Source organism: Salinarimonas sp., from assembly GCF_040111675.1.
Taxonomy (GTDB): domain Bacteria; phylum Pseudomonadota; class Alphaproteobacteria; order Rhizobiales; family Beijerinckiaceae; genus Salinarimonas.
The window spans coordinates 2,580,182-2,598,737 of record NZ_CP157794.1; the positions used below are offsets into that span (position 1 = coordinate 2,580,182).

Annotated in this window: 14 protein-coding genes; 6 read left to right on the forward strand and 8 right to left on the reverse strand. The window is 71.8% G+C overall.

What is annotated here, in order from left to right:
* Positions 1-91: 91 nt before the first annotated feature.
* Together sufB and ABL310_RS11955 are read right to left on the reverse strand one after the other, a co-directional pair.
* Positions 92-1,564, reverse strand: coding sequence for a Fe-S cluster assembly protein SufB (gene sufB, locus ABL310_RS11950; RefSeq protein ID WP_349371895.1), 1,473 nt, complete (start codon positions 1,562-1,564; stop codon positions 92-94).
* Between the two features lie 60 nt (positions 1,565-1,624).
* Positions 1,625-2,791 (reverse strand): cysteine desulfurase family protein, encoded by a 1,167-nt coding sequence (locus tag ABL310_RS11955; protein ID WP_349371896.1) that lies wholly within the window; start codon positions 2,789-2,791, stop codon positions 1,625-1,627.
* 315 nt (positions 2,792-3,106) lie between these two features.
* Between ABL310_RS11955 and ABL310_RS11960 the strand changes: the two genes are divergently transcribed.
* Positions 3,107-3,853: an alpha/beta hydrolase gene (locus ABL310_RS11960; protein ID WP_349371897.1), complete on the forward strand. Its 747-nt coding sequence runs from the start codon at positions 3,107-3,109 to the stop codon at positions 3,851-3,853.
* Between the two features lie 155 nt (positions 3,854-4,008).
* Positions 4,009-5,280 (forward strand): tyrosine--tRNA ligase, encoded by a 1,272-nt coding sequence (gene tyrS, locus ABL310_RS11965; RefSeq protein ID WP_349371898.1) that lies wholly within the window; start codon positions 4,009-4,011, stop codon positions 5,278-5,280.
* A 31-nt stretch (positions 5,281-5,311) separates the two neighbouring features.
* Here tyrS and ABL310_RS11970 read toward each other — a convergent pair whose 3' ends face one another.
* Positions 5,312-8,695 carry an AsmA-like C-terminal domain-containing protein gene (locus ABL310_RS11970; protein WP_349371899.1) on the reverse strand — a complete coding sequence of 1,128 codons (3,384 nt, stop codon included), beginning with the start codon at positions 8,693-8,695 and terminating at the stop codon, positions 5,312-5,314.
* Positions 8,696-8,944: 249 nt separating this feature from the next.
* On the opposite strand from ABL310_RS11970, the gene bcp reads away from it, so the two are divergent.
* Together bcp and ABL310_RS11980 are read left to right on the forward strand one after the other, a co-directional pair.
* Positions 8,945-9,409 (forward strand): thioredoxin-dependent thiol peroxidase, encoded by a 465-nt coding sequence (bcp, locus tag ABL310_RS11975; protein ID WP_349371900.1) that lies wholly within the window; start codon positions 8,945-8,947, stop codon positions 9,407-9,409.
* A gap of 76 nt (positions 9,410-9,485) precedes the next feature.
* The gene (locus ABL310_RS11980; RefSeq protein ID WP_349371901.1) at positions 9,486-10,868 is read left to right on the forward strand and encodes a M23 family metallopeptidase; all 1,383 of its coding nucleotides are present in this window, start codon (positions 9,486-9,488) and stop codon (positions 10,866-10,868) included.
* A 3-nt stretch (positions 10,869-10,871) separates the two neighbouring features.
* On the opposite strand, the gene ABL310_RS11985 is transcribed toward ABL310_RS11980, so the two are convergent.
* Both ABL310_RS11985 and ABL310_RS11990 read right to left on the reverse strand, forming a co-directional pair.
* The gene (locus tag ABL310_RS11985) at positions 10,872-11,912 is read right to left on the reverse strand and encodes an AI-2E family transporter (protein WP_349371902.1); all 1,041 of its coding nucleotides are present in this window, start codon (positions 11,910-11,912) and stop codon (positions 10,872-10,874) included.
* A 509-nt stretch (positions 11,913-12,421) separates the two neighbouring features.
* Complete coding sequence (locus tag ABL310_RS11990) at positions 12,422-13,339, reverse strand: pirin family protein (protein WP_349371903.1); 918 nt, start codon at positions 13,337-13,339, stop codon at positions 12,422-12,424.
* 227 nt (positions 13,340-13,566) lie between these two features.
* Between ABL310_RS11990 and ABL310_RS11995 the strand changes: the two genes are divergently transcribed.
* Positions 13,567-14,538, forward strand: coding sequence for a magnesium transporter CorA family protein (locus ABL310_RS11995; RefSeq protein ID WP_349371904.1), 972 nt, complete (start codon positions 13,567-13,569; stop codon positions 14,536-14,538).
* A 5-nt stretch (positions 14,539-14,543) separates the two neighbouring features.
* Here the strand turns inward: ABL310_RS11995 and ABL310_RS12000 are convergent, their stop codons facing one another.
* A complete protein-coding gene (locus ABL310_RS12000) occupies positions 14,544-15,059 on the reverse strand; it encodes an N-acetyltransferase (RefSeq protein WP_349371905.1) in 516 nt (171 codons plus the stop codon).
* A gap of 313 nt (positions 15,060-15,372) precedes the next feature.
* On the opposite strand from ABL310_RS12000, the gene ABL310_RS12005 reads away from it, so the two are divergent.
* Entirely contained in the window at positions 15,373-17,598 is a 2,226-nt protein-coding gene (locus tag ABL310_RS12005; protein WP_349371906.1) for a PAS domain-containing protein, read from the forward strand.
* Between the two features lie 18 nt (positions 17,599-17,616).
* On the opposite strand, the gene ABL310_RS12010 is transcribed toward ABL310_RS12005, so the two are convergent.
* The gene (locus ABL310_RS12010; protein WP_349371907.1) at positions 17,617-18,099 is read right to left on the reverse strand and encodes an NUDIX domain-containing protein; all 483 of its coding nucleotides are present in this window, start codon (positions 18,097-18,099) and stop codon (positions 17,617-17,619) included.
* Between the two features lie 25 nt (positions 18,100-18,124).
* Positions 18,125-18,496 (reverse strand): response regulator, encoded by a 372-nt coding sequence (locus ABL310_RS12015; protein WP_349371908.1) that lies wholly within the window; start codon positions 18,494-18,496, stop codon positions 18,125-18,127.
* Positions 18,497-18,556: the final 60 nt, after the last annotated feature.

Genomic DNA, 18,556 nt, shown 5'->3' on the forward strand with positions numbered 1-18,556 from the left:
TATGTCGTGATGAGCCGTCCGGCAGGGGCGCGCGTGGCCCGAAGGCCTCGCGCGCTCACGCTGTCACGGATCGGCGGAATCGATCAGGCGATCAGCCCACCGAGCCCTCGAGCGAGATCGCGATCAGCTTCTGCGCCTCGACCGCGAACTCCATCGGCAGCTTCTGAATGACGTCCTTGACGAAGCCGTTGACGATGAGCGCGGTGGCCTCCTCCTCGTCGAGTCCGCGCTGCATGCAGTAGAACAGCTGGTCCTCGGAGATCTTGGAGGTCGTCGCCTCGTGCTCGAAGACCGCGGAGGCGTTCTTCGACTCGATGTAGGGCACCGTGTGCGCGCCGCACTGGTCGCCGATCAGCAGCGAATCGCAATTCGTGAAGTTGCGCGCGCCCGACGCCTTGCGGTGGGCCGAGACGAGGCCGCGATAGGTGTTCTCCGAGCGGCCGGCCGAGATGCCCTTGGAGATGATCCGGCTGGTCGTGTTCTTGCCCAGATGGATCATCTTCGTGCCGGAATCGACCTGCTGCATGCCGTTCGACACCGCGATCGAGTAGAACTCGCCGCGCGAGCCGTCGCCGCGCAGGATGCAGGACGGGTACTTCCAGGTGATGGCCGAGCCGGTCTCGACCTGGGTCCAGGTGATGACCGAGTTCTTGCCCCGGCAATCGCCGCGCTTCGTCACGAAGTTGTAGATGCCGCCCCGGCCCTCGGCGTCGCCTGGGTACCAGTTCTGCACCGTCGAGTACTTGATCTCGGCGTCGTCGAGCGCGATCAGCTCGACCACGGCGGCGTGGAGCTGGTTCTCGTCGCGCTGGGGCGCGGTGCAGCCCTCGAGGTAGCTGACGTAGGAGCCCTCGTCGGCGATGATCAGCGTGCGCTCGAACTGGCCGGTATTCTTCTCGTTGATGCGGAAGTAGGTCGACAGCTCCATCGGGCAGCGCACGCCCTTGGGTACGTAGACGAACGTCCCGTCCGTGAACACGGCCGCATTCAGCGTGGCGAAGAAGTTGTCCGTCACGGGCACGACCGTGCCGAGGTACTTCTTCACCAGGTCCGGATGCTCGCGGATCGCTTCCGAGATCGAGCAGAAGATCACGCCCGCCTCGGCGAGCTCCTTCTTGAAGGTCGTCGCCACCGAGACCGAGTCGAACACGGCGTCCACCGCCACGCGGTTGGTGGGCTCGACGCCGGCGAGGATCTCCTGCTCGCGCAGCGGGATGCCGAGCTTCTCGTAGGTCTTGAGGATCTCGGGATCGACCTCGTCGAGCGACTTCGGCGCGGCGTTCAGCTTCGGCGCGGCGTAGTAGTAGATGTCGTTGTAGTCGATCACGTCGTAGGAGACGCGGGCCCAGTTGGGCTCCTTCATCGTCTGCCAGCGCTTGTAGGCGTCGAGCCGCCAGTCGAGCATCCAGGACGGCTCGTCCTTCTTCGCCGAGATGAAGCGGATGATGTCCTCGGACAGGCCCTTGGGCGCCTTGTCGACCTCGAGAACCGTCTCGAAGCCATACTTGTACTGATCGACATCGATGGCCTTGACGCGATCGATCGTCTCCTGAACTGCCGGCATGTCAACCTCCTCTCACGGTTTCAAGGACCGCGGAACGGTTTTCCTCTCTACCCAACTCACTCACGCCGCCCGGGAGCGGCGCACGCGCCTCGCCTCGATGTTTTCGAGAACGGACGCGAAACGGATCACTTCCGCATCGCGCGTCGCGTAGCCGCACGAGAGGCGCAGCGCGCCCTCGGCGAGCGACGGGTCGACGCCCATCGCGTCGAGCACGTGCGAACGCTTCACCTTCCCCGACGAGCAGGCCGAGCCCGAGGAGAGCGCGACGCCGCCGAGATCGAAGGCGATCAGCGCCGTCTCGGCCCTGAGGCCGGGGACGGCGAAGAGAATCGTGTTCGGCAGCCGCGGGGCGCCGTCCCCGAAGACGACGGCCTCCGGAGCCTTCTCCCGGACCGCGGCCGCGAAGGCCGCGCCGAGCCGCGCGAGCCGCTCGCGCTCCCCGTCGAGGTGCTCGCGCACGAGGCGCGCGGCCGCGCCGAAACCGACGATCGCCGGGACGTTCTCCGTCCCCGCGCGAAAGCCGCGCTCCTGCCCGCCGCCCCGGACGAGCCGGTCGAGCCCGTAGCCCTCCGAGGCGAGAACCAGCGCGCCCGCACCCTGCGGGCCGCCGATCTTGTGGGCCGACAGCGTCATCGCATCGACGCCGAGCGCCCGGATCGAGACCGGAATCTTCCCCGGCGCCTGGACCGCGTCGGTGTGGATCGACGCGCCGTGCGCATGCGCGATCCGCGCCGCCTCGGCGACCGGCTGGACGACGCCGGTCTCGTTGTTGGCGAGCTGCAGCGAGACCAGCGCCCGACGTCCGGTCAGCGCCGAGAGCCGCGCCTCGAGCCAGGCGAGATCCGCCACGCCGTGCGCATCGAGCGGGATGCGCTCCACGGCGTCCGCGGGGAAACGGTGCCCGTCGAGGACGCAGGGGTGCTCGCCGGCGCCGACGAGCAGGACCTCCGCCCCCGCCTCGCCGGGACGGGCGAAGCCCGGCGCGAGCGCCAGCGCGTTGGCCTCCGAGCCGCCGCTCGTGAAGATCACCGCGGCGGGATCGGCCTCGACGAGCGCCGCGACCTCGGCCCGGGCCGCCTCGAGCGCCGCGCGCGCCGCCCGGCCCTCGGCGTGGACGGAGGAGGCGTTGCCGACGCGCTCGAGAGCATGGACGAGCGCGCGCGCCGCCTCCTCCCGCAGGGGTGCGGTCGCGTTGTAGTCCAGATAGGCGCGCTCGGCCGTATCCATAGTCGCGTCGTGTCCGTCCTCTCGCCCCGAATCCCGCCCATCGGCGTATCGCCGACGAAAGCCTTGCTCTTCACCCCGCTTGCCGTGCTACAGCCTCGGCACCACATGAAGCGGTCCGACCGGACCGCCGGCGAGACGCACCTTAGAACGGTTCTAAGCGGTTAGAATTATTCTAAGCGTGATTTAGGGAGGCATCCCGGGACAAGTCAAGGCTCGGTGACGCGTTTTCCAGCGTCGCCGCAGGCCGGGCCGTCGCGTGGATGCGCTCTTCGTCCGGCGGTCGCGGACGTGTGACCCGGGTCGAGAGGACGACGCATGCCTGAGGTGATTTTCGCCGGCCCCGCCGGCCGGCTCGAGGGCCGTTATCAGCCCTCCAAGAAGAAGGGCGCGCCGATCGCGATCGTGCTGCATCCCCACCCGCAATTCGGCGGGACGATGAACAATCAGATCGTCTACAACCTCTACTACGATTTCGTGCAGCGCGGCTTCTCGGTCCTGCGCTTCAATTTCCGCGGCGTGGGCCGCTCGCAGGGCGCCTTCGACCACGGAGCGGGGGAGCTCTCCGACGCCGCGGCGGCGCTCGACTGGGCGCAGTCGGTGAACCCGGACGCGCGCTCCTGCTGGATCGCGGGCGTGTCCTTCGGCGCCTGGATCGGCATGCAGCTCCTGATGCGCCGCCCGGAGATCGAGGGCTTCATCTCCATCGGCGCGATGGCGAACCGCTACGACTTCTCCTTCCTTGCCCCCTGCCCGTCCTCCGGCCTGTTCGTGCACGGCTCGGAGGACCGCGTCGCGCCGGTGAAGGAGGTCATGGCCGTCATCGAGAAGGTGAAGACACAGAAGGGCATCCAGATCGAGCACGCGGTGATCGAGGGCGCCAACCACTTCTTCGACGGCAAGATCGACGAGCTGATGGAGGCGGTCGGCGTCTATCTCGACAAGCGCGTCGGCCCCAAGACAGAGGAGGCGGCCCAGCAGCCCGCGCCGGCCGCGCCCGACGAGACGGCGGAAGCCGAGGCCGCCGCGGCGGCGATCGAGGGCCCCCGCGAAGCCGAGACCTGAGCCCGGCGCTCACGCCCCCGCCCGCCGCGATCGGGGCCGCCTGCGGGCGGCCCTTCTCGTTTCGCGCGTGAATTCCGCGCGATCCCCTGCTAAAGCCCACGGCGTCCCGGATGGGCCGGGACGCCATCGAACGAGGCGAAGAGAAAGAGACCGCCATGAGCGCGCCCGCCCCCGTCCCCCTGAAGTCCGACTTCCTCGCGACGCTTCAGGCCCGCGGCTACATCCATCAGTGCTCCGACTATGCGGGGCTCGACGAGAAGGCGATGGAGCGCGCGGTGCGGGCCTATGTGGGCTACGATTGCACGGCGCCGTCGCTGCACGTGGGCAGCCTCGTCTCGATCATGATGCTCCACTGGCTCCAGCAGACCGGCGGCAAGCCGATCGTGCTGATGGGCGGCGGAACCACGCGCGTGGGCGATCCGTCCGGCCGCGACGAGAGCCGCAAGCTCCTGACCGACGAGCAGATCGAGGCCAACAAGGCCGGCATCAAGCGCGTCTTCGCGAAGTTCCTCACCTTCGGCGAGGGCGAGCGCGACGCGCTCATGGTCGACAACGCCGATTGGCTGCTCGAGCTGAACTACATCGCCTTCCTGCGCGACGTCGGGCGGCATTTCTCGGTGAACCGGATGCTGTCCTTCGATTCGGTCAAGCTGCGCCTGGAGCGCGAGCACGAGCTCTCCTTCCTCGAGTTCAACTACATGCTCCTGCAGGCCTACGACTACACGGAGCTGGCCCGGCGCTACGGCGTCAACCTGCAGATGGGCGGCTCCGACCAGTGGGGCAACATCGTCAACGGCATCGATCTCGGCCGGCGCATGGGCACGCACCAGCTCTACGCGCTGACCTGCCCGCTGATGACGACGGCCTCGGGCGTCAAGATGGGCAAGACCGCCTCCGGCGCCGTGTGGCTCGACGAAGCGATGCTCTCGCCCTACGATTACTGGCAGTTCTGGCGCAACACCGAGGACGCCGACGTCGCGCGCTTCCTCAAGCTGTTCACCACGCTGCCGCTCGACGAGATCGCCCGCCTCGCGGCGCTCGAGGGCGCGGAGATCAACGAGGCGAAGAAGGTGCTCGCCACGGAGGCGACCGCGCTGCTCCACGGCCGCGCCGCCGCCGAGGAGGCCGCCGAGACCGCGCGGCGCACCTTCGAGGAAGGCGCCCTCGCCCAGACCCTGCCGACGGTCGAGATCCCGGCGGCGGCGCTCGCCGACGGGCTCGGCGTGCTCGTCGCCTTCGGGCCGGAGCATGCCGGCCTCGTCTCCTCCATGGGCGAGGGCCGGCGGCAGGTGAAGGGCGGCGGGCTGCGGGTCAACGACGAGCCGGTGGTCGATCCGACGGCGAAGCTGACGTCCGCGGACCTGCGCGACGGAGTGGTCAAGCTCTCCTTCGGCCGCAAGCGGCACGTGCTCCTCAAGCCCGTCTGAGCGCGCGCCGCCGCCGGGGCCGCCCGGCGGCTCAGCGCTGCGGCGGGCCGATGTCCAGCGGCGGGGCGACCGGCGCTTCGCCGAGATCGGCGGGGCGGCGCGTCGGCGCGCCGGCGCCGAACAGCCGGCGCAGGACGCCGGGGGCGATGGCCGAGAGCGGGTTCACGCTCAAGGCCGGGCTCGCCATCTCGCCCTCCAGCCGGAAATTGACGGCGAACAGCCCCTCGTACTGGTTTCCGCCGAGGATCATGCCGACGACGGGCACCTGCGCGAAGGCGTTGTTGAGCCCGTAGGCGGGCACGAACGCGCCGGCGACGTCGAGCGTACGGCGCTCGAGATCGATCCAGCCGTCCGCCGTGAAGCCGACCTGCGGGCCCCAGATCCGCGCGTCGGCGAGGGTGACCACCGAGCCGTCGCGGATGAAATCGACCTGCGCCTTGGTGAACAGCGCCTCGTTGACGTTGTCCGGGCCGCTGAGCCCGAAGCGCGCCGCCGGCGCGCCGCCGGCCGGGTTCTCGCGATTGACGAGCCGCCTGAGAGCAGGCTCGTCCCGGATCAGGAATTCCCAGACGATGAGCGTTCCCGGCCCGCGCGCCTCGGACAGGCCCACGTCGAGATAGAGTCGCCCTCGGACCATCTTGTCGTACACGTCCAGGAAGCGCAGCGTCGCCCCCGCGTCCGCGCTCTCGGCGGTGAGGCGCGGACCGGCGCCGCCCGGCGCGACCGTCACGATCACCGGCGCGTTCGGGAAGCGGCCTTCCAGGCGGGCGGAGCGGACGGCCCCGCCGCGGAGCGAGGCGCGCGCGGTCACCCCGGTGAGCACCTCGCCGCCGAAGCCGCCCAGGATGTCGACCCGCGCCTCCAGATCGACGTCGTCCGCCGCACCGTCCCCGGCGCCGCGTTCGCGCAGAGCCGAGAGCACGGGGCGCAGGTCGAGGACGTTGCCCTCGATGGCGACGGCGAGCGCGCCGTCGGCCTGGCGGACGGCCCGCGCGGAGGCGTCGTCGCCCGGCGAGAGGCGCAGCCGCGACAGCGCGATCTCCTGGAGCGCGCCCTCCGCGCTCAGCCGCCCGGCGCCGGCGATGGCGACGGAGCCGGATTCGAGCGCGAGGCCGTCGAAGACGAGACCGTCGTTCCCCGTCTCGACCCGCACGGCGAACCGGCCGGGCGCGCCGGGCTCCTTGCTCCAGCCGGGCAGGAGGCCCGAGACCCGCGCCTGCCCGAGATCGGCCTCGATCGCGGCCTCGACGGCCTCGTCCGGCCCGAGAGTCGCGTCGACGGTGAGCCCGAGCGGCCCGGCGAGACGCCCCTCCGGCACGAGCCCGCGCGCGGCGAGCCTGCTCGCCTCCAGCGTTCCCGAGAGCCGCGCGCGCGTCGGCCCGCCGCGCGGCTGGGTCAGCGCGACCTCCACCGGCTCGCCGGCGAGGAGCCCCTCCCCCTCGAGCGTCAGGGTGCCGTCGGCGGCGAAGGCGAGGGCGAGGGAGCCCTGCTCCAGCCGCTCGGCGCCTTCGAAGACCGGAGCCGACACCTCCTCCAGCACGCCCTCGGCCGCGATCGGCAAGGCGGCGATCTCCACCGGCCGGCTCACGGGAAAGGCGAAGGACACGTCGAGAGCGACCTCTCCCGAGACGTCGTCCGGATCGAGCACGATATCCGCCGCACCCGCGAGCGCGGGCAGGCTCAGGAAGGCGGCGAGGTCGTCGAGCCCGCTGGAGGCGGAGAACGCGATCTCGGCCTGCGCGTCGCGATCCCAGAACTCCTCCAGCCGGAACCGCCCGCCGGCGGCGTCGAGCCGACGGCCGTCGGGCAGCAGCAGATGCGCGCGCGAGGCGTCGACCCGCGCGTCCCGACCCGACACGAAGCCGCTCACCGAGACGTCGCGAAGGGGCGGCAGCGCGTCGCCGAGGGCGAGCCGGGCCTCGTCGATGGCGAAGCCGACGGCGATCGCCTCCTCCGGCAGGTCTTCCTTGCGGAAGAGCCCCGCGATGTCCTCGCCCGTCAGCACGACCGCGACCTCGAGCTCGCGCACGACGCCGCGGCCGACCGCATCGCGCAGGAAGAGGCGCGGAACGGGCGCGACGAAATCCGGCCACAGGGCGAGCGCCGTTCGCACGGGCATATCGGCCGCGTCGAGGGCGACGCGGAGGCCGCCGCGATCCTCGACGCCGCCGAAGGAGAGCATCATGGCGAGATCGACCCCGGGGCCGTCGAGGGCGACCTCCTCGACGATCACGCCCTGCGGCCCGCCGCGCGCACGGACCGAGACGCGCGACAGCGGCACCACGGGCTCCTCCGCCGTCGGGCCACGCACCACGGCGTCGCGTCCGTCGAGAGCGAGGCGCCAGCGGCCGCCCTCCCCCTCCGGCCGCAGCGCGCCCGCGAGCGCGACGCGGGTGCGCCCGCCGGCGAGCTCCAGCCGATGCACGGCGAGGAGCCGCTGCTCGGCGTCCCACGAGGTCTCGACGGCGAGGCGCTCCACGGGAACGAGCGGCATGTACGGGTCGCGCGTCAGCAGCCAGCCGGCATTGCTGGCGAGGCCGGCCGAGAAGGCGCGCAGCGCGCCGTCGGCCCCGATGGCGATCTCGGCCGTGCCGGTCAGCGCGAGATCGTCGGAGCCGAAGGCGCCGGACAGGCCCGACAGCAGCGCGACGTCGTGGACGGGCAGGCGGTCCACCATGACCTCGGCCGTCTGCCCGCCCTGGCGATCACGCGAGACCGCGCCCGCCATCGACCAGACGCCGCCGGGGCCGCGAACCTGGGCCGTGAATCGCCGCGCGCGGCCGTCCCGCCAGATGCGGGCGTCGACGTCGGAAAAGGCGACGCGTTCGCGCCCACGCGCATCGACGAGAGTCAGGCGTGCGTCCTCGAGCCGCGCCTGCGCGAGCGCGCCGAGGGGCGTCGAGCCGTCGAGCGCTGCGGCGAGAAGGCCTGCCGCGAGGCCGACGGGATCGGCGAGATCGATCGGCGGACCGGGCTCGACCATGGCTGATGCGCCCGGCGCGGCGTCCGCCGGCTGCGCGGGAAGCAGCGAGAGCGTCCCGTCCTCGGCGATCCGTGCGCGCAGCTCGACGCCCTGGAGCGCGATGGACTTCGGCGAAGGCGCGCCGCGCGCGAGGGACAGCGCACCGACCGCGACGACCGCGCGCGGCGCGTGCGCGACGCGCGCGCCCGAGGCGTCGGAGAGATCGAACCCGTCGACGGCGAGCGCGATCGCCCCCTCGTGCAGGGTCAGCTCCGATTCGGCGAGGCGCACGCGCCAGCCCGGACCCAGCCGCGATTCGAGGGCGGTGACGACCTCCTCCGACAGCCCCGCGACGGCGATGGGCGCGTGATCGAGCCGAATGTACAGCAGGCTCGCGGCCACGAGGAGCGCCGCGGCGATCCAGGCCTTGGCGACGAGGACCCGGCGCGCCACGCCTCGCCGACCGCCGCGGGCCCGCAGGCCCGCGCTCGGCCCGAAGCGCCCTCCCCGGAGAGCGCTGGCGCGCAGATGGGTCACCTCGTCGTCCACACGTCCATCCGTCCCGCCGGCGCGCATTCCCCCGTTCCCGGACGGGCGCGCGCGGCTCTGGCCTCTTCGAGTGATCCCGGCTTCAATGCCCGCCGTACACGGCGTGCGATTCCACGCGACGAACATACCGGAAAACCGACGAAAGGAAGGCACATGGCGCTCGTCATCGGCGAACCCGCCCCGTCGTTCACGCTCCCGGCCGATGGCGGCCGCTCCGTCTCCCTCTCGGACCTGAAGGGCAAGACGGTCGTCCTCTACTTCTACCCCAAGGACGACACCTCAGGCTGCACCAAGGAGGCGCAGGCCTTCAACGGGATGCGCGACGCCTTCGAGGCCGAGGGCGCCGTGATCGTCGGCGTCTCGCCAGACCCGGTGAAGAGCCACGACAAGTTCAAGGCCAAGTACGAGCTCGGCTTCGACCTCCTCTCCGACGAGGAGAAGGGCATGCTCGAGGCCTACGGCGTGTGGGTCGAGAAGAGCATGTACGGCAAGAAGTACATGGGCGTGGAGCGCACGACCGTGCTCGTCGACGAGGACGGGAACGTCGCCAAGGTCTGGCCGAAGGTGAAGGTGCCGGGCCACGCCGAGGAGGTGCTCGAGGCGGTGAAGGCGCTTTGATCGCGCCGGCGTCTACGCGATCTTAACCCTAACAGGCGTTGAATGGCGTCGTACTTTCCGTAAGGGGATGCGACGCATGCACGACGGACGAGGCCGCCTTTCGACCTCCCAGACGCGCGAGCGGGATCTCGCGCCACGGTCGGCGGCGCCGCCGCGCACCCTGTTCGCGGTGAGCCCGCTCGCGGCGGCGGCGATCGGTCTCGTGGTGACGCTGATCAGCGCCTGGGCCGCGGGAGCGACCTGGTACATCGTCTCGAAGGAGGACCTGATGGCGGAGATGCTCCGCCGTCAGGCGCAGGCGGAGGCGCGCTACGAGGACCATGTCGGCGCGCTGCGCGCGCGCCTCGACCGCGTCGCGAGCCAGAAGCTGATCGACCAGGACACGCTGGAGCAGCGCGTCGCCGCCCTCGTCAGCCGCCAGGCCGAGGTCGAAACCCGCCAGGCCGTCCTCGCCGATCTCGCCCGACGCATCGCCCCGGTGGCCGCGACGGGCGCGATACCGGCGGTTGCGACCGGTCTCGGCGAGCCCGCGGCCGCGGCCCCCGCGTCGGCGTCCGCCTTCGCGCCGGTCTCCCCTCCCCCGCAGCGGCCGCAGGACCTGTTCGGCGACGACAAGCCGCGGCCGGCGCCGAGCCCGTTCCAGCTGCGCCTGCGCGGCGACGCGCCCGCCCCCGCCGAGATCCGGGCCGAGACCCGCGCCGACCGCCTCGATCCGCAGGCGCCGGTCGCGACCGGCCTCGATGCGGCGGAGCGTTCGCTCGCCGGGGTTGAGGACGGCCAGATCCGCGCCCTGGAGCGGATCCGGCTCCAGGTCGAGGCCGAGGCGGGCGTCATGCGCGCGGCCATCGAGACCGCGGGGCTCGATCCGCTGGCGCTCGAGCCCCCGGCCGAGGAGGTGCTCCAGGCGGAAGGCATCGGCGGCCCGTTCATCCCGATCGGGATCGACGCCGAGGCCGGCGGCTTCGAGGCGCGCGTCGCGAACCTGCAGGAGAGCCTGCTCCTGCGCGACCGGCTGCGCCGGGTGACCATCACCATCCCCTTCGAGCGCCCGGTCGACGGCGACGTCGCCATCACCTCGCGTTTCGGCGTGCGCTCCGATCCCTTCACCCGGCGCCCGGCCTTCCACTCCGGCATCGACTTCCGCGCCCGCACCGGCGAGCCGGTCTACGCCACCGCCGCCGGCCGGGTGATCTCCGCGGGGCGCGCCGGCGGCTACGGCAAGCTCGTCGAGATCGACCACGGCAACGGGTTGACGACCCGCTTCGCGCATCTCTCCGCGATCGCGGTCTCGGAAGGCGACGAGGTCGCCGCCGGCACCATGCTCGGTCGCGCCGGCTCGACCGGGCGCTCCACAGGCCCGCATCTTCACTACGAGACGAGGCTCGACGGTCGCGCCGTCGACCCGTGGCGCTTCATGCAGGCGGCGACGGTGCTCAGCGAGCTCTCGCTGCGGGACTGAGCCTCAGGAGATCCGCCCGTCGCGGGACATCAGGATCGCGATGGGGCGCGTCTGCGGGGCGGCGGCGAGGACGATCATCAGGATCGAGGTCAGCGGCACGGCGAGGATCGCGCCGGGCATGCCCCAGAGCGCGCCCCAGACGACGAGCGAGAGCAGCACCACGAAGGGCCCGAGGTTCGAGGAACGGCTGAGCCAGCGCGGCTCGAGCCAGTTGCCCACGTAGACCTGCGCGGCGACGAGGAACGCCAGCGCGAACAGGGTCGTCTCGATCGACCCGGTCTGGGCGAGGATCTGCAGGACGACGAGCGCCACCGCCGCGAGCGAGCCGATATAGGGCACGTAGTTCGCGAGCGCGATGAACAGCGACCAGAACACCGCGAACTCGACGCCGAGCGCGATCAGGATGGCGAAGGAGATCAGCCCCAGCACCACGTTGATCGCCGTCTTGGCGAAGAGATACGAGGTGATCTGGGCGTTGATTCCGGCGATGAGCGCCTGCTGACGCCCGCTCGGGCCGCGCTCGCCGGTGATGGCGCGCAGCTTCTTCGGCATCAGCGTGCGCTCCGGCAGCAGGAAGACGATGTAGGTGACGATCAGCACCACGTAGGCGCCGGCATTGGCGAGGGTGTTGAGGATCCACAGCGCCGCGCGGCCGGTATCGATCCGGTCGATGGTCAGCGCGCGCAGGCCCTCCCAGGCCGCCGTGCCCGTGGCGCCGAAGGGCGCGGCCACGCGGTCGAGGATCTCGCGCAGGTTCTGCTCGTAGGCGGGCAGGACCTGGGTGAGGCCGCGCAGGTTGGCGGCGGTCAGCAGCGCGAGGAGCGCGAGTGCGGCGACGAAGGCCGCCACGACGATGAGATAGCGCAGCCAGCCCGGCGCGTGCCCGACGAGGGGCGCGCGCCCGAGCGCGTCCACCGCGCCGACGATGACGTAGGTGAGCATGATCGCCGCGACGACGGGGACCAGCACCGCGCGCCCGACATGCAGGATCGCGCCGACGAGGGCGCCGAGCGCGAGGAGGTAGAACAGGTCCCTGAGGCTCATCCGACGCGATCCCCGCTGACGGCGCGCCCCGACGATGCGGCGGCGCGCCCGCGGCGTCAACGCGCGGGGCGGCGGTTGGGACGGGTGGAGCGCCATCGCGCTCCCCTCTCCCCTCGTGGCTCGTCTCTTCACACATCGTTCCGCGCCGCTGGTAGCCGAGGACGAGCGACGTCGCGGAGCTGCTCGACGGGCGCCGAGCCTTTCTCCTTCCCTGTAGGGGAAGGTGGCTCGGCGAAGCCGAGACGGATGGGGCGCGCGGCACGCGCGTTCGGCGAAGCCGAAACGGACGGTCGAGCCGGACGCCGCCGTCGGCTTCCGCTTCGCGGAACGCGTCGCTGACGCGCCGCGCCCCATCCGTCACGCCGCCTGCGGCGGCGCGCCACCTTCCCCTACAGGAAGGAAAGACGAGCGCCGCTCGTCCGCTCCACGAGCACGCGGTCGCCGACGCTCGACTGAAGGAGATGCGTGCACCGAGGAGCCACGAGGGAGAGGGGAGTCGCGCGCCCTCCTCACCGCTCCGGCAGGGGGATGAACTCGGTCTCGCCGGGCACGGGGGCGAAGCGGCCCTCGCGCCAGTCGTTCTTGGCCTCCTCGATGCGCTCGCGGCGGGAGGAGACGAAGTTCCACCAGATATAGCGCGGGCCGTCCATCGGCTCGCCGCCGAGCACCACGAAGCGCGCGTCCGACACGGCGCGGATGGCGATCCGGTCGCCCGGGCGGAAGACGAGAAGGCGGCCCGGCCCGAACCGGTCGCCCGCGATCTCGACCTCGCCGGCGACGGTGTAGATCGCCCGCTCCTCGTAGTCCGCGTCGAGGGGGAAGACGGCGCCGGCGGCGAGCGCCGCGTCGGCGTAGAGCGTCGCGGTCGAGGTCTTCACGGGAGACGCGGCGCCGAGCGCGGCCCCGGCGACGAGGCGCAGGCTCTTGCCCTCGCCCTCGATCACGGGAAGATCGTCGGCCGAATAGTGGACGAAGCCGGGATCGCCCTCCTCGTCCCTCTCCGCGAGGGCGACCCAGCTCTGGATGCCGAAGAGCTTCGAGCCGGTCGTGCGCAGGTCGGCCGAGGTGCGCTCGGAATGGGCGATGCCGCGCCCCGCGGTCATCAGGTTGAGCGCGCCGGGGCGGATCGGCAGCTCGGTGCCGAGGCTGTCGCGGTGCATGATCTCGCCGTCGAACAGGTAGGTGACGGTGGCGAGCCCGATATGCGGATGCGGGCGCACGTCCATGCCGGCGCCGAGCAGGAACTCGGCCGGGCCCATCTGGTCGAAGAAGATGAAGGGCCCGACCATCTGCTTCCTCGCCGACGGCAGCGCCCGGCGCACCTCGAACGAGCCGATGTCGCGCGCACGGGGCACGATCACGGTCTCGATCGCGTTGCAGGAATGCGCGTCGCCGGGAATGGGGTCGTCCGCGTCTCGCCAGCTCATGGCCGCTCTCCGGGATGTCGTCTGCGTCGGTGAGCAGAATGGCGCGAACGGCCGCGCTCCGCGAGAGGGGGCGACGCAAGGGGCTTCGTGCAAATCGGAAAGGAATGGTTCGTATTGTCCGCTATCAATCTGCATACAAGCAATCTCGCTCGCCTCCCCTTCCCCGCGATCCCAGGCCGTCCTATGCCTTCGCGCGGCGCCGCCGCGCGGCGGATCGGGAGCTTGCGATGATACGGATCTTCGGCGTGAAGGACGGCGCGCTCGTGCGGTTGGAGGACGCCGCGCTCGGGCCCGACGCCCTGTGGATCGACCTGTGCGACCCGACGCAGGCGGAGGAGGACGCCGTCGAGAGCATGCTCGACGTCGAGGTGCCGACCCTGCAGGAGATGGCGGAGATCGAGGAATCCTCCCGTCTCTATCGCGAGGACGGGACCCTGATCGTCACCGCGACCGTGATCGAGGGCGCGACCGAGGGGCGCCCGCGACGCCAGCCGGTGACCTTCGTCGTCACCCCGCGCCACCTCGTCACCGTGCGCTACGCCGATCCCCTGCCCTTCCGCAGCTTCGAGGCCAAGTGGCAGCGCCAGCCCGAGGCGCGGCCGACGACCGACCTCGTCTTCGTGGCGCTGATCGATTCCATCGTCGAGCGCGCGGCGGACGTGCTCGAATACGTCGCCGCAGACCTGAACGCGGTCTCGACGCATCTCTTCGTCGACAGCGGCCCGCGCAAGGCCAAGGAGGCCGAGAGCGACCTCCAGGAGATCCTGATGCGGCTCGGACGCCGCAACATGATGATCGCCGTCCTGCGCGAGAGCCTGCTCTCGCTCACCCGGCTCGTGCCCTTCGTGCGCCAGGGCGCCGAGCACTGGCTCGCCCACGAGGCGCCCGGGCGGCTCAAGCAGCTCGAGCGCGACCTGCGCTCGCTCTCGGCCTACGAGGGCCAGCTCACGGCGGAGATCGTCTACCTGCAGGAGGCGACGCTCGGGTTGATCAACCTCGCCCAGAACCGGGTCATCAAGGTGCTCTCCGTCGCCGCCGTGATCTTCCTGCCGCCGACCCTGGTCGGCACGATCTACGGCATGAACTTCGCCTACATGCCCGAGCTCGATGTGCCCTGGGCCTACCCGCTGGCGCTGGCCGTGATGGGGGCCTCGGCGGCAGGGTCCTATTGGTGGTTCAAGCGCAAGGGCTGGCTCTGAGCCCCTCAGGCCGGCGCCGCGACCTGTCGCGCCTTCACCGGCCCGCGCGCCTGCGCGAGGACGCCCTCCTCGAGCGCGCAGGCGAGGAACCGGCCGGGATCGACGGGGCCCGGCATCAGGAGCTGCCCGCGCGGCACAGGCGTGAAGCCGAAGCGGCGGTAATAGGGCTCGTCGCCGACGAGCAGGACGAGGGCGTGCCCCCGCTCGCGCGCCGCGGCGAGCGCGCGCCTCATCAGCGCGGCGCCGATGCCGCGGTTCTCGAAGGCGGGCTCGACCGTGAGCGGACCGAGGATCAGCGCCGGCCGGCGCCCGGCCCAGACCGGCGAGACGCGCACGGAGCCGACCAGCAGCGTGCCGACATGCGCCGCGAAGGAGAGCGCCGGATCGTGCGGCGCCCCCTCGCGCAGCCGATAGGCGGTGCGCGCGAAGCGGCCGGGGCCGAAGGCGCGCTCGTGCAGGCGCTCGATGGCGTCGGCGTCGCTCGGCGCCTCGGGCCGGATGGTGAGGGAAAGCTCGGTCATGATGGAGGATCGCGAGTGGGTCCCGGACCCGAACGCCGGGGGATCAGCAGGGTTCGCGCGTGCGCGCGGCGGCGGACGGCGCGCCTTCCGGCGCGCTCCCTCACGGCGCTCGTCGTCGCATCTCCCTGCCGGGCATGGCCGCGCGTCCTCGCTGAACGAGGTGGCGTGTATCAGGACCGGCGCCGAACGTCCAGCGAGTTCGCCGCATCGCGGGCCCCGATCGTATCGTCGATGCGTCAGGGTCTCGACCCGAAGGCGAAAGCCTGATTGAGTACGTCAAGACGGTTTCGGTGGGCAGGAGTCGACCCCGCGCATGCCGATGCAGGGAAACGAGCCGAACGACGACGCCTGCGAGGGCCGCATCGACGCGCAGGCGATCGTGAATACGGTGCGCCAGCCCTTGCTGGTGCTCACGGGGGACCTGCGGGTGGAGACGGCGAACCCCGCCTTTTTCCGGGCCTTCCAGGTCGCGCGCGACGACACGTTGGGCGCCCTCGTCTACGAGCTCGGCAATGGCCAATGGGACATCCCGGAGCTGCGCCGGCTGCTCGAGGAGGTGCTGCCCCGCGACGATGAGATCGCCGACTACCGGGTCGAGCACGGCTTCGAGACGCTGGGCTTCAGGGTGATGCTCCTCTCGGCCCGCCGTATGGTGCGCGAGGGGCGCACCGACCGCATCCTCGTCTCGATCGACGACGTGACGGAGGCCGAGAAGGCGCGCCACGAGCTGAAGGCGCACAAGGACTATCTCGAGAAGGTGGTCGACGCCTCGCGCGAGTCCCTCGTCGTGCTCGATTTCGGCCTCAACGTGCACGCCGCCAACGAGACCTTCTACGAGAGCTTCGCCGTCACGCCCGGGGAGACGATCGGCCGGGCGATTTTCGACCTCGGCAACGGGCAATGGGACATCCCCGAGCTGCGCCGGCTCCTGGAGACGATCCTGCCGCAGAACGCCTCCTTCGACGACTACGAGGTGACGCACGAGTTCGAGCGGATCGGCCGCAAGGCGATGATCCTGAACGCCCGGCGGGTCGACCATCTGCAGCTGATCCTGCTCGCCATCGAGGACGTGACCGAGCGCCGCGCGAGCCGGGCCGCGCTGGAGGAGAGCGAGCGGCGCGCGTCCTTCCTGCTCGGCCTCGCGGACCGGCTGCGGGCGGCGGCCGACGAGCCGGAAATGCGCGACATCGCCGCCGAGGCGCTGGGCCGCGAGATCGGCGCGAACCAGGTCGCCTACGCGGATATCGACCGATCGGGAGCGTACGCGGTCATCGATCGGGACTGGACCGACGGAACGATGCGGAGCAATGCCGGGCGCCACCGTCTCGAAGACTTCGGGCGGCCGTTCATCACCGAGCTGAAACGCGGACGGGCGATCGTGGTCGAAGACGTCGCACGTGACCCCCGTACGGCGAGTGCGGCGGAGACGTTCGCCGGGGTGGATATCGGCGCCTTTCTCAACATCCCGATCGTCAGGGATGGCCGGCTCGACGCGGTGCTCGCCGTCCATGCGCGCGAGGCGCGGGCGTGGTCGCCGTCGGCGGTGCGGCTCGCCGGCGAGACGGCGGAGCGGCTCTGGGACGCCGTCGCCCGCGCCCGCGCGCAGGCGGCGCTGACGCTGAGCGAGAAGCGCTTCCGCGCCCTCGTCGAGGCGGCGGCGCAGGACGTGTGGGAAGCCGACGCGGCCGGGCGGTTTCGCGCCGGCGCGCCGGGCGAGGAGGGATGGCTCGCCGCGCTCCACCCGGACGATCGCGCCCACGCCGATGAAGTCTGGCGCGCGGCGATCGCCGCCGAGCAGACCTTCGATGCGGAGTTCCGCCTGCGCGCGCCGGACGGGAGCTTCCGCTGGACGAACCTGCGCGCCGCGCCGCTGCGGGACGCCGATGGCCGCGTCGTGAAATGGGTCGGGATGAATGTCGACGTCGACGACCGACGCCGGGGCGAGGACGAGCGCGAGCTGCTGCTCGCGGAGCTGAACCACCGCGTCAAGAACCTGCTGGGCGTCATCCGCTCGCTCGCCAATCAGGGCGTGGCCGGGCGCAGCGCCGAGGAGTACCGCCGCGCGCTCCTCGGGCGCGTCGACGCGCTGGCGCGCGCTCACAGCCTCGCCCTCGCCGGCGAATGGCGCGGGGTCGATCTCGCCGACCTCGCGCGGCGCACGCTGGAACCCTACCGGCGCGGGGACCGGGCGGAGGCGGTGACGATCGCGGGGCCGCCGGTGGCGCTCTCGCCGCGCGCGACCATGACGATCGGCCTCGTCCTGCACGAGCTCGCGACCAACGCCATGAAATACGGCGCCTTCTCCACGCCGGGCGGGCGCCTCTCCCTCGGCTGGCGGCGCGAGACGAGCGAGGACGGAGCGCCACGCGTCCGCCTGACCTGGGCGGAGAGCGGCGGGCCGCCGGTGACCGCGCCGGAGAGTGCGAGCTTCGGCACCCGCATGATCGAGCGCGTCTTCGCGCACGAGCTCCGGGGCGACGCCGAGCTGGCCTATCGGCCCGAGGGCGTTCGGCTGGAGGCGTGGTTCGCGCCCTCGTGAGGGAGCGCCGACGCGCGCTCACCAGGTCGGCGCGATGGCGGCGCCGTCGACGAGCTCGGCGAGGCGACGCCGCGTGCCCGGGGTGGCGTCGTCGGGAAGCGCGCGCGGATCGAAGAATCGGGCTTCCGCGATCTCCCGGGCGCGGCGCAGCCTGTCGTCGAGGGTGAAGTCCTCGACGAGATAGACGAGCACGTGATCCCGGTTCGAGACCGCGCGATTGAAAAAGGCGCCGTGGAGCCGCGGCTCGGCGGCGAGCGTGACGCCCGCCTCCTCGGAGAGCTCGCGACGCACGGCGTCGAGCGCCGTCTCGCCGGGCTCGACGCCGCCTCCCGGCAGGTGCCAGCCGGGCGTATAGGTGTGGCGGACGAGCAGCACCCTATCGTCCGGGTCGCGCACGATGGCGCGCACGCCGAGCGTCATCCCGCGCGTGAATCGCCAGACGAGGTGAAGCAGCGCCCGCGGCAGACGCGGCAGCATCAGATCGGGGTCGCGCTCGGCCATCGTGACGCTTTCGGCAGCTCTCGGGTCAGGGACGCGGACAGCCCGCCAGGACTCGGCACAGGGCCGCGGCCAGATCGTCCGCGGTGTACGGTTTCGGGACGATGGGCGCGTCCACGACCTCGCCGCCGTCGACCTCCGCGTAGCCCGTGGCGAAGACGAACGGCACGCCGCGGGCGCGCAGCGCCCGGGCGACGGCGAAGCTGCGCTCGCCGTTCATGTTGACGTCGAGCACCGCCGCATCGAGCGGCGCGTCCGCGAGGGCGAGGCCTTCGGCCACGGTCGCGGCCGGGCCGATCACGACGGCGCCGAGCTCGACGAGCATGTCCTCCGCCGCGAGCGCGACGATGAACTCGTCCTCCAGAAGGAGGACCCGCTTGCCCTCGACCGCGCTCGTCATTCCACGCCCCGGGATCGGCGCGCACCCCGCGCGCGCGTTGACGCGCGACAGTGTAGCCGC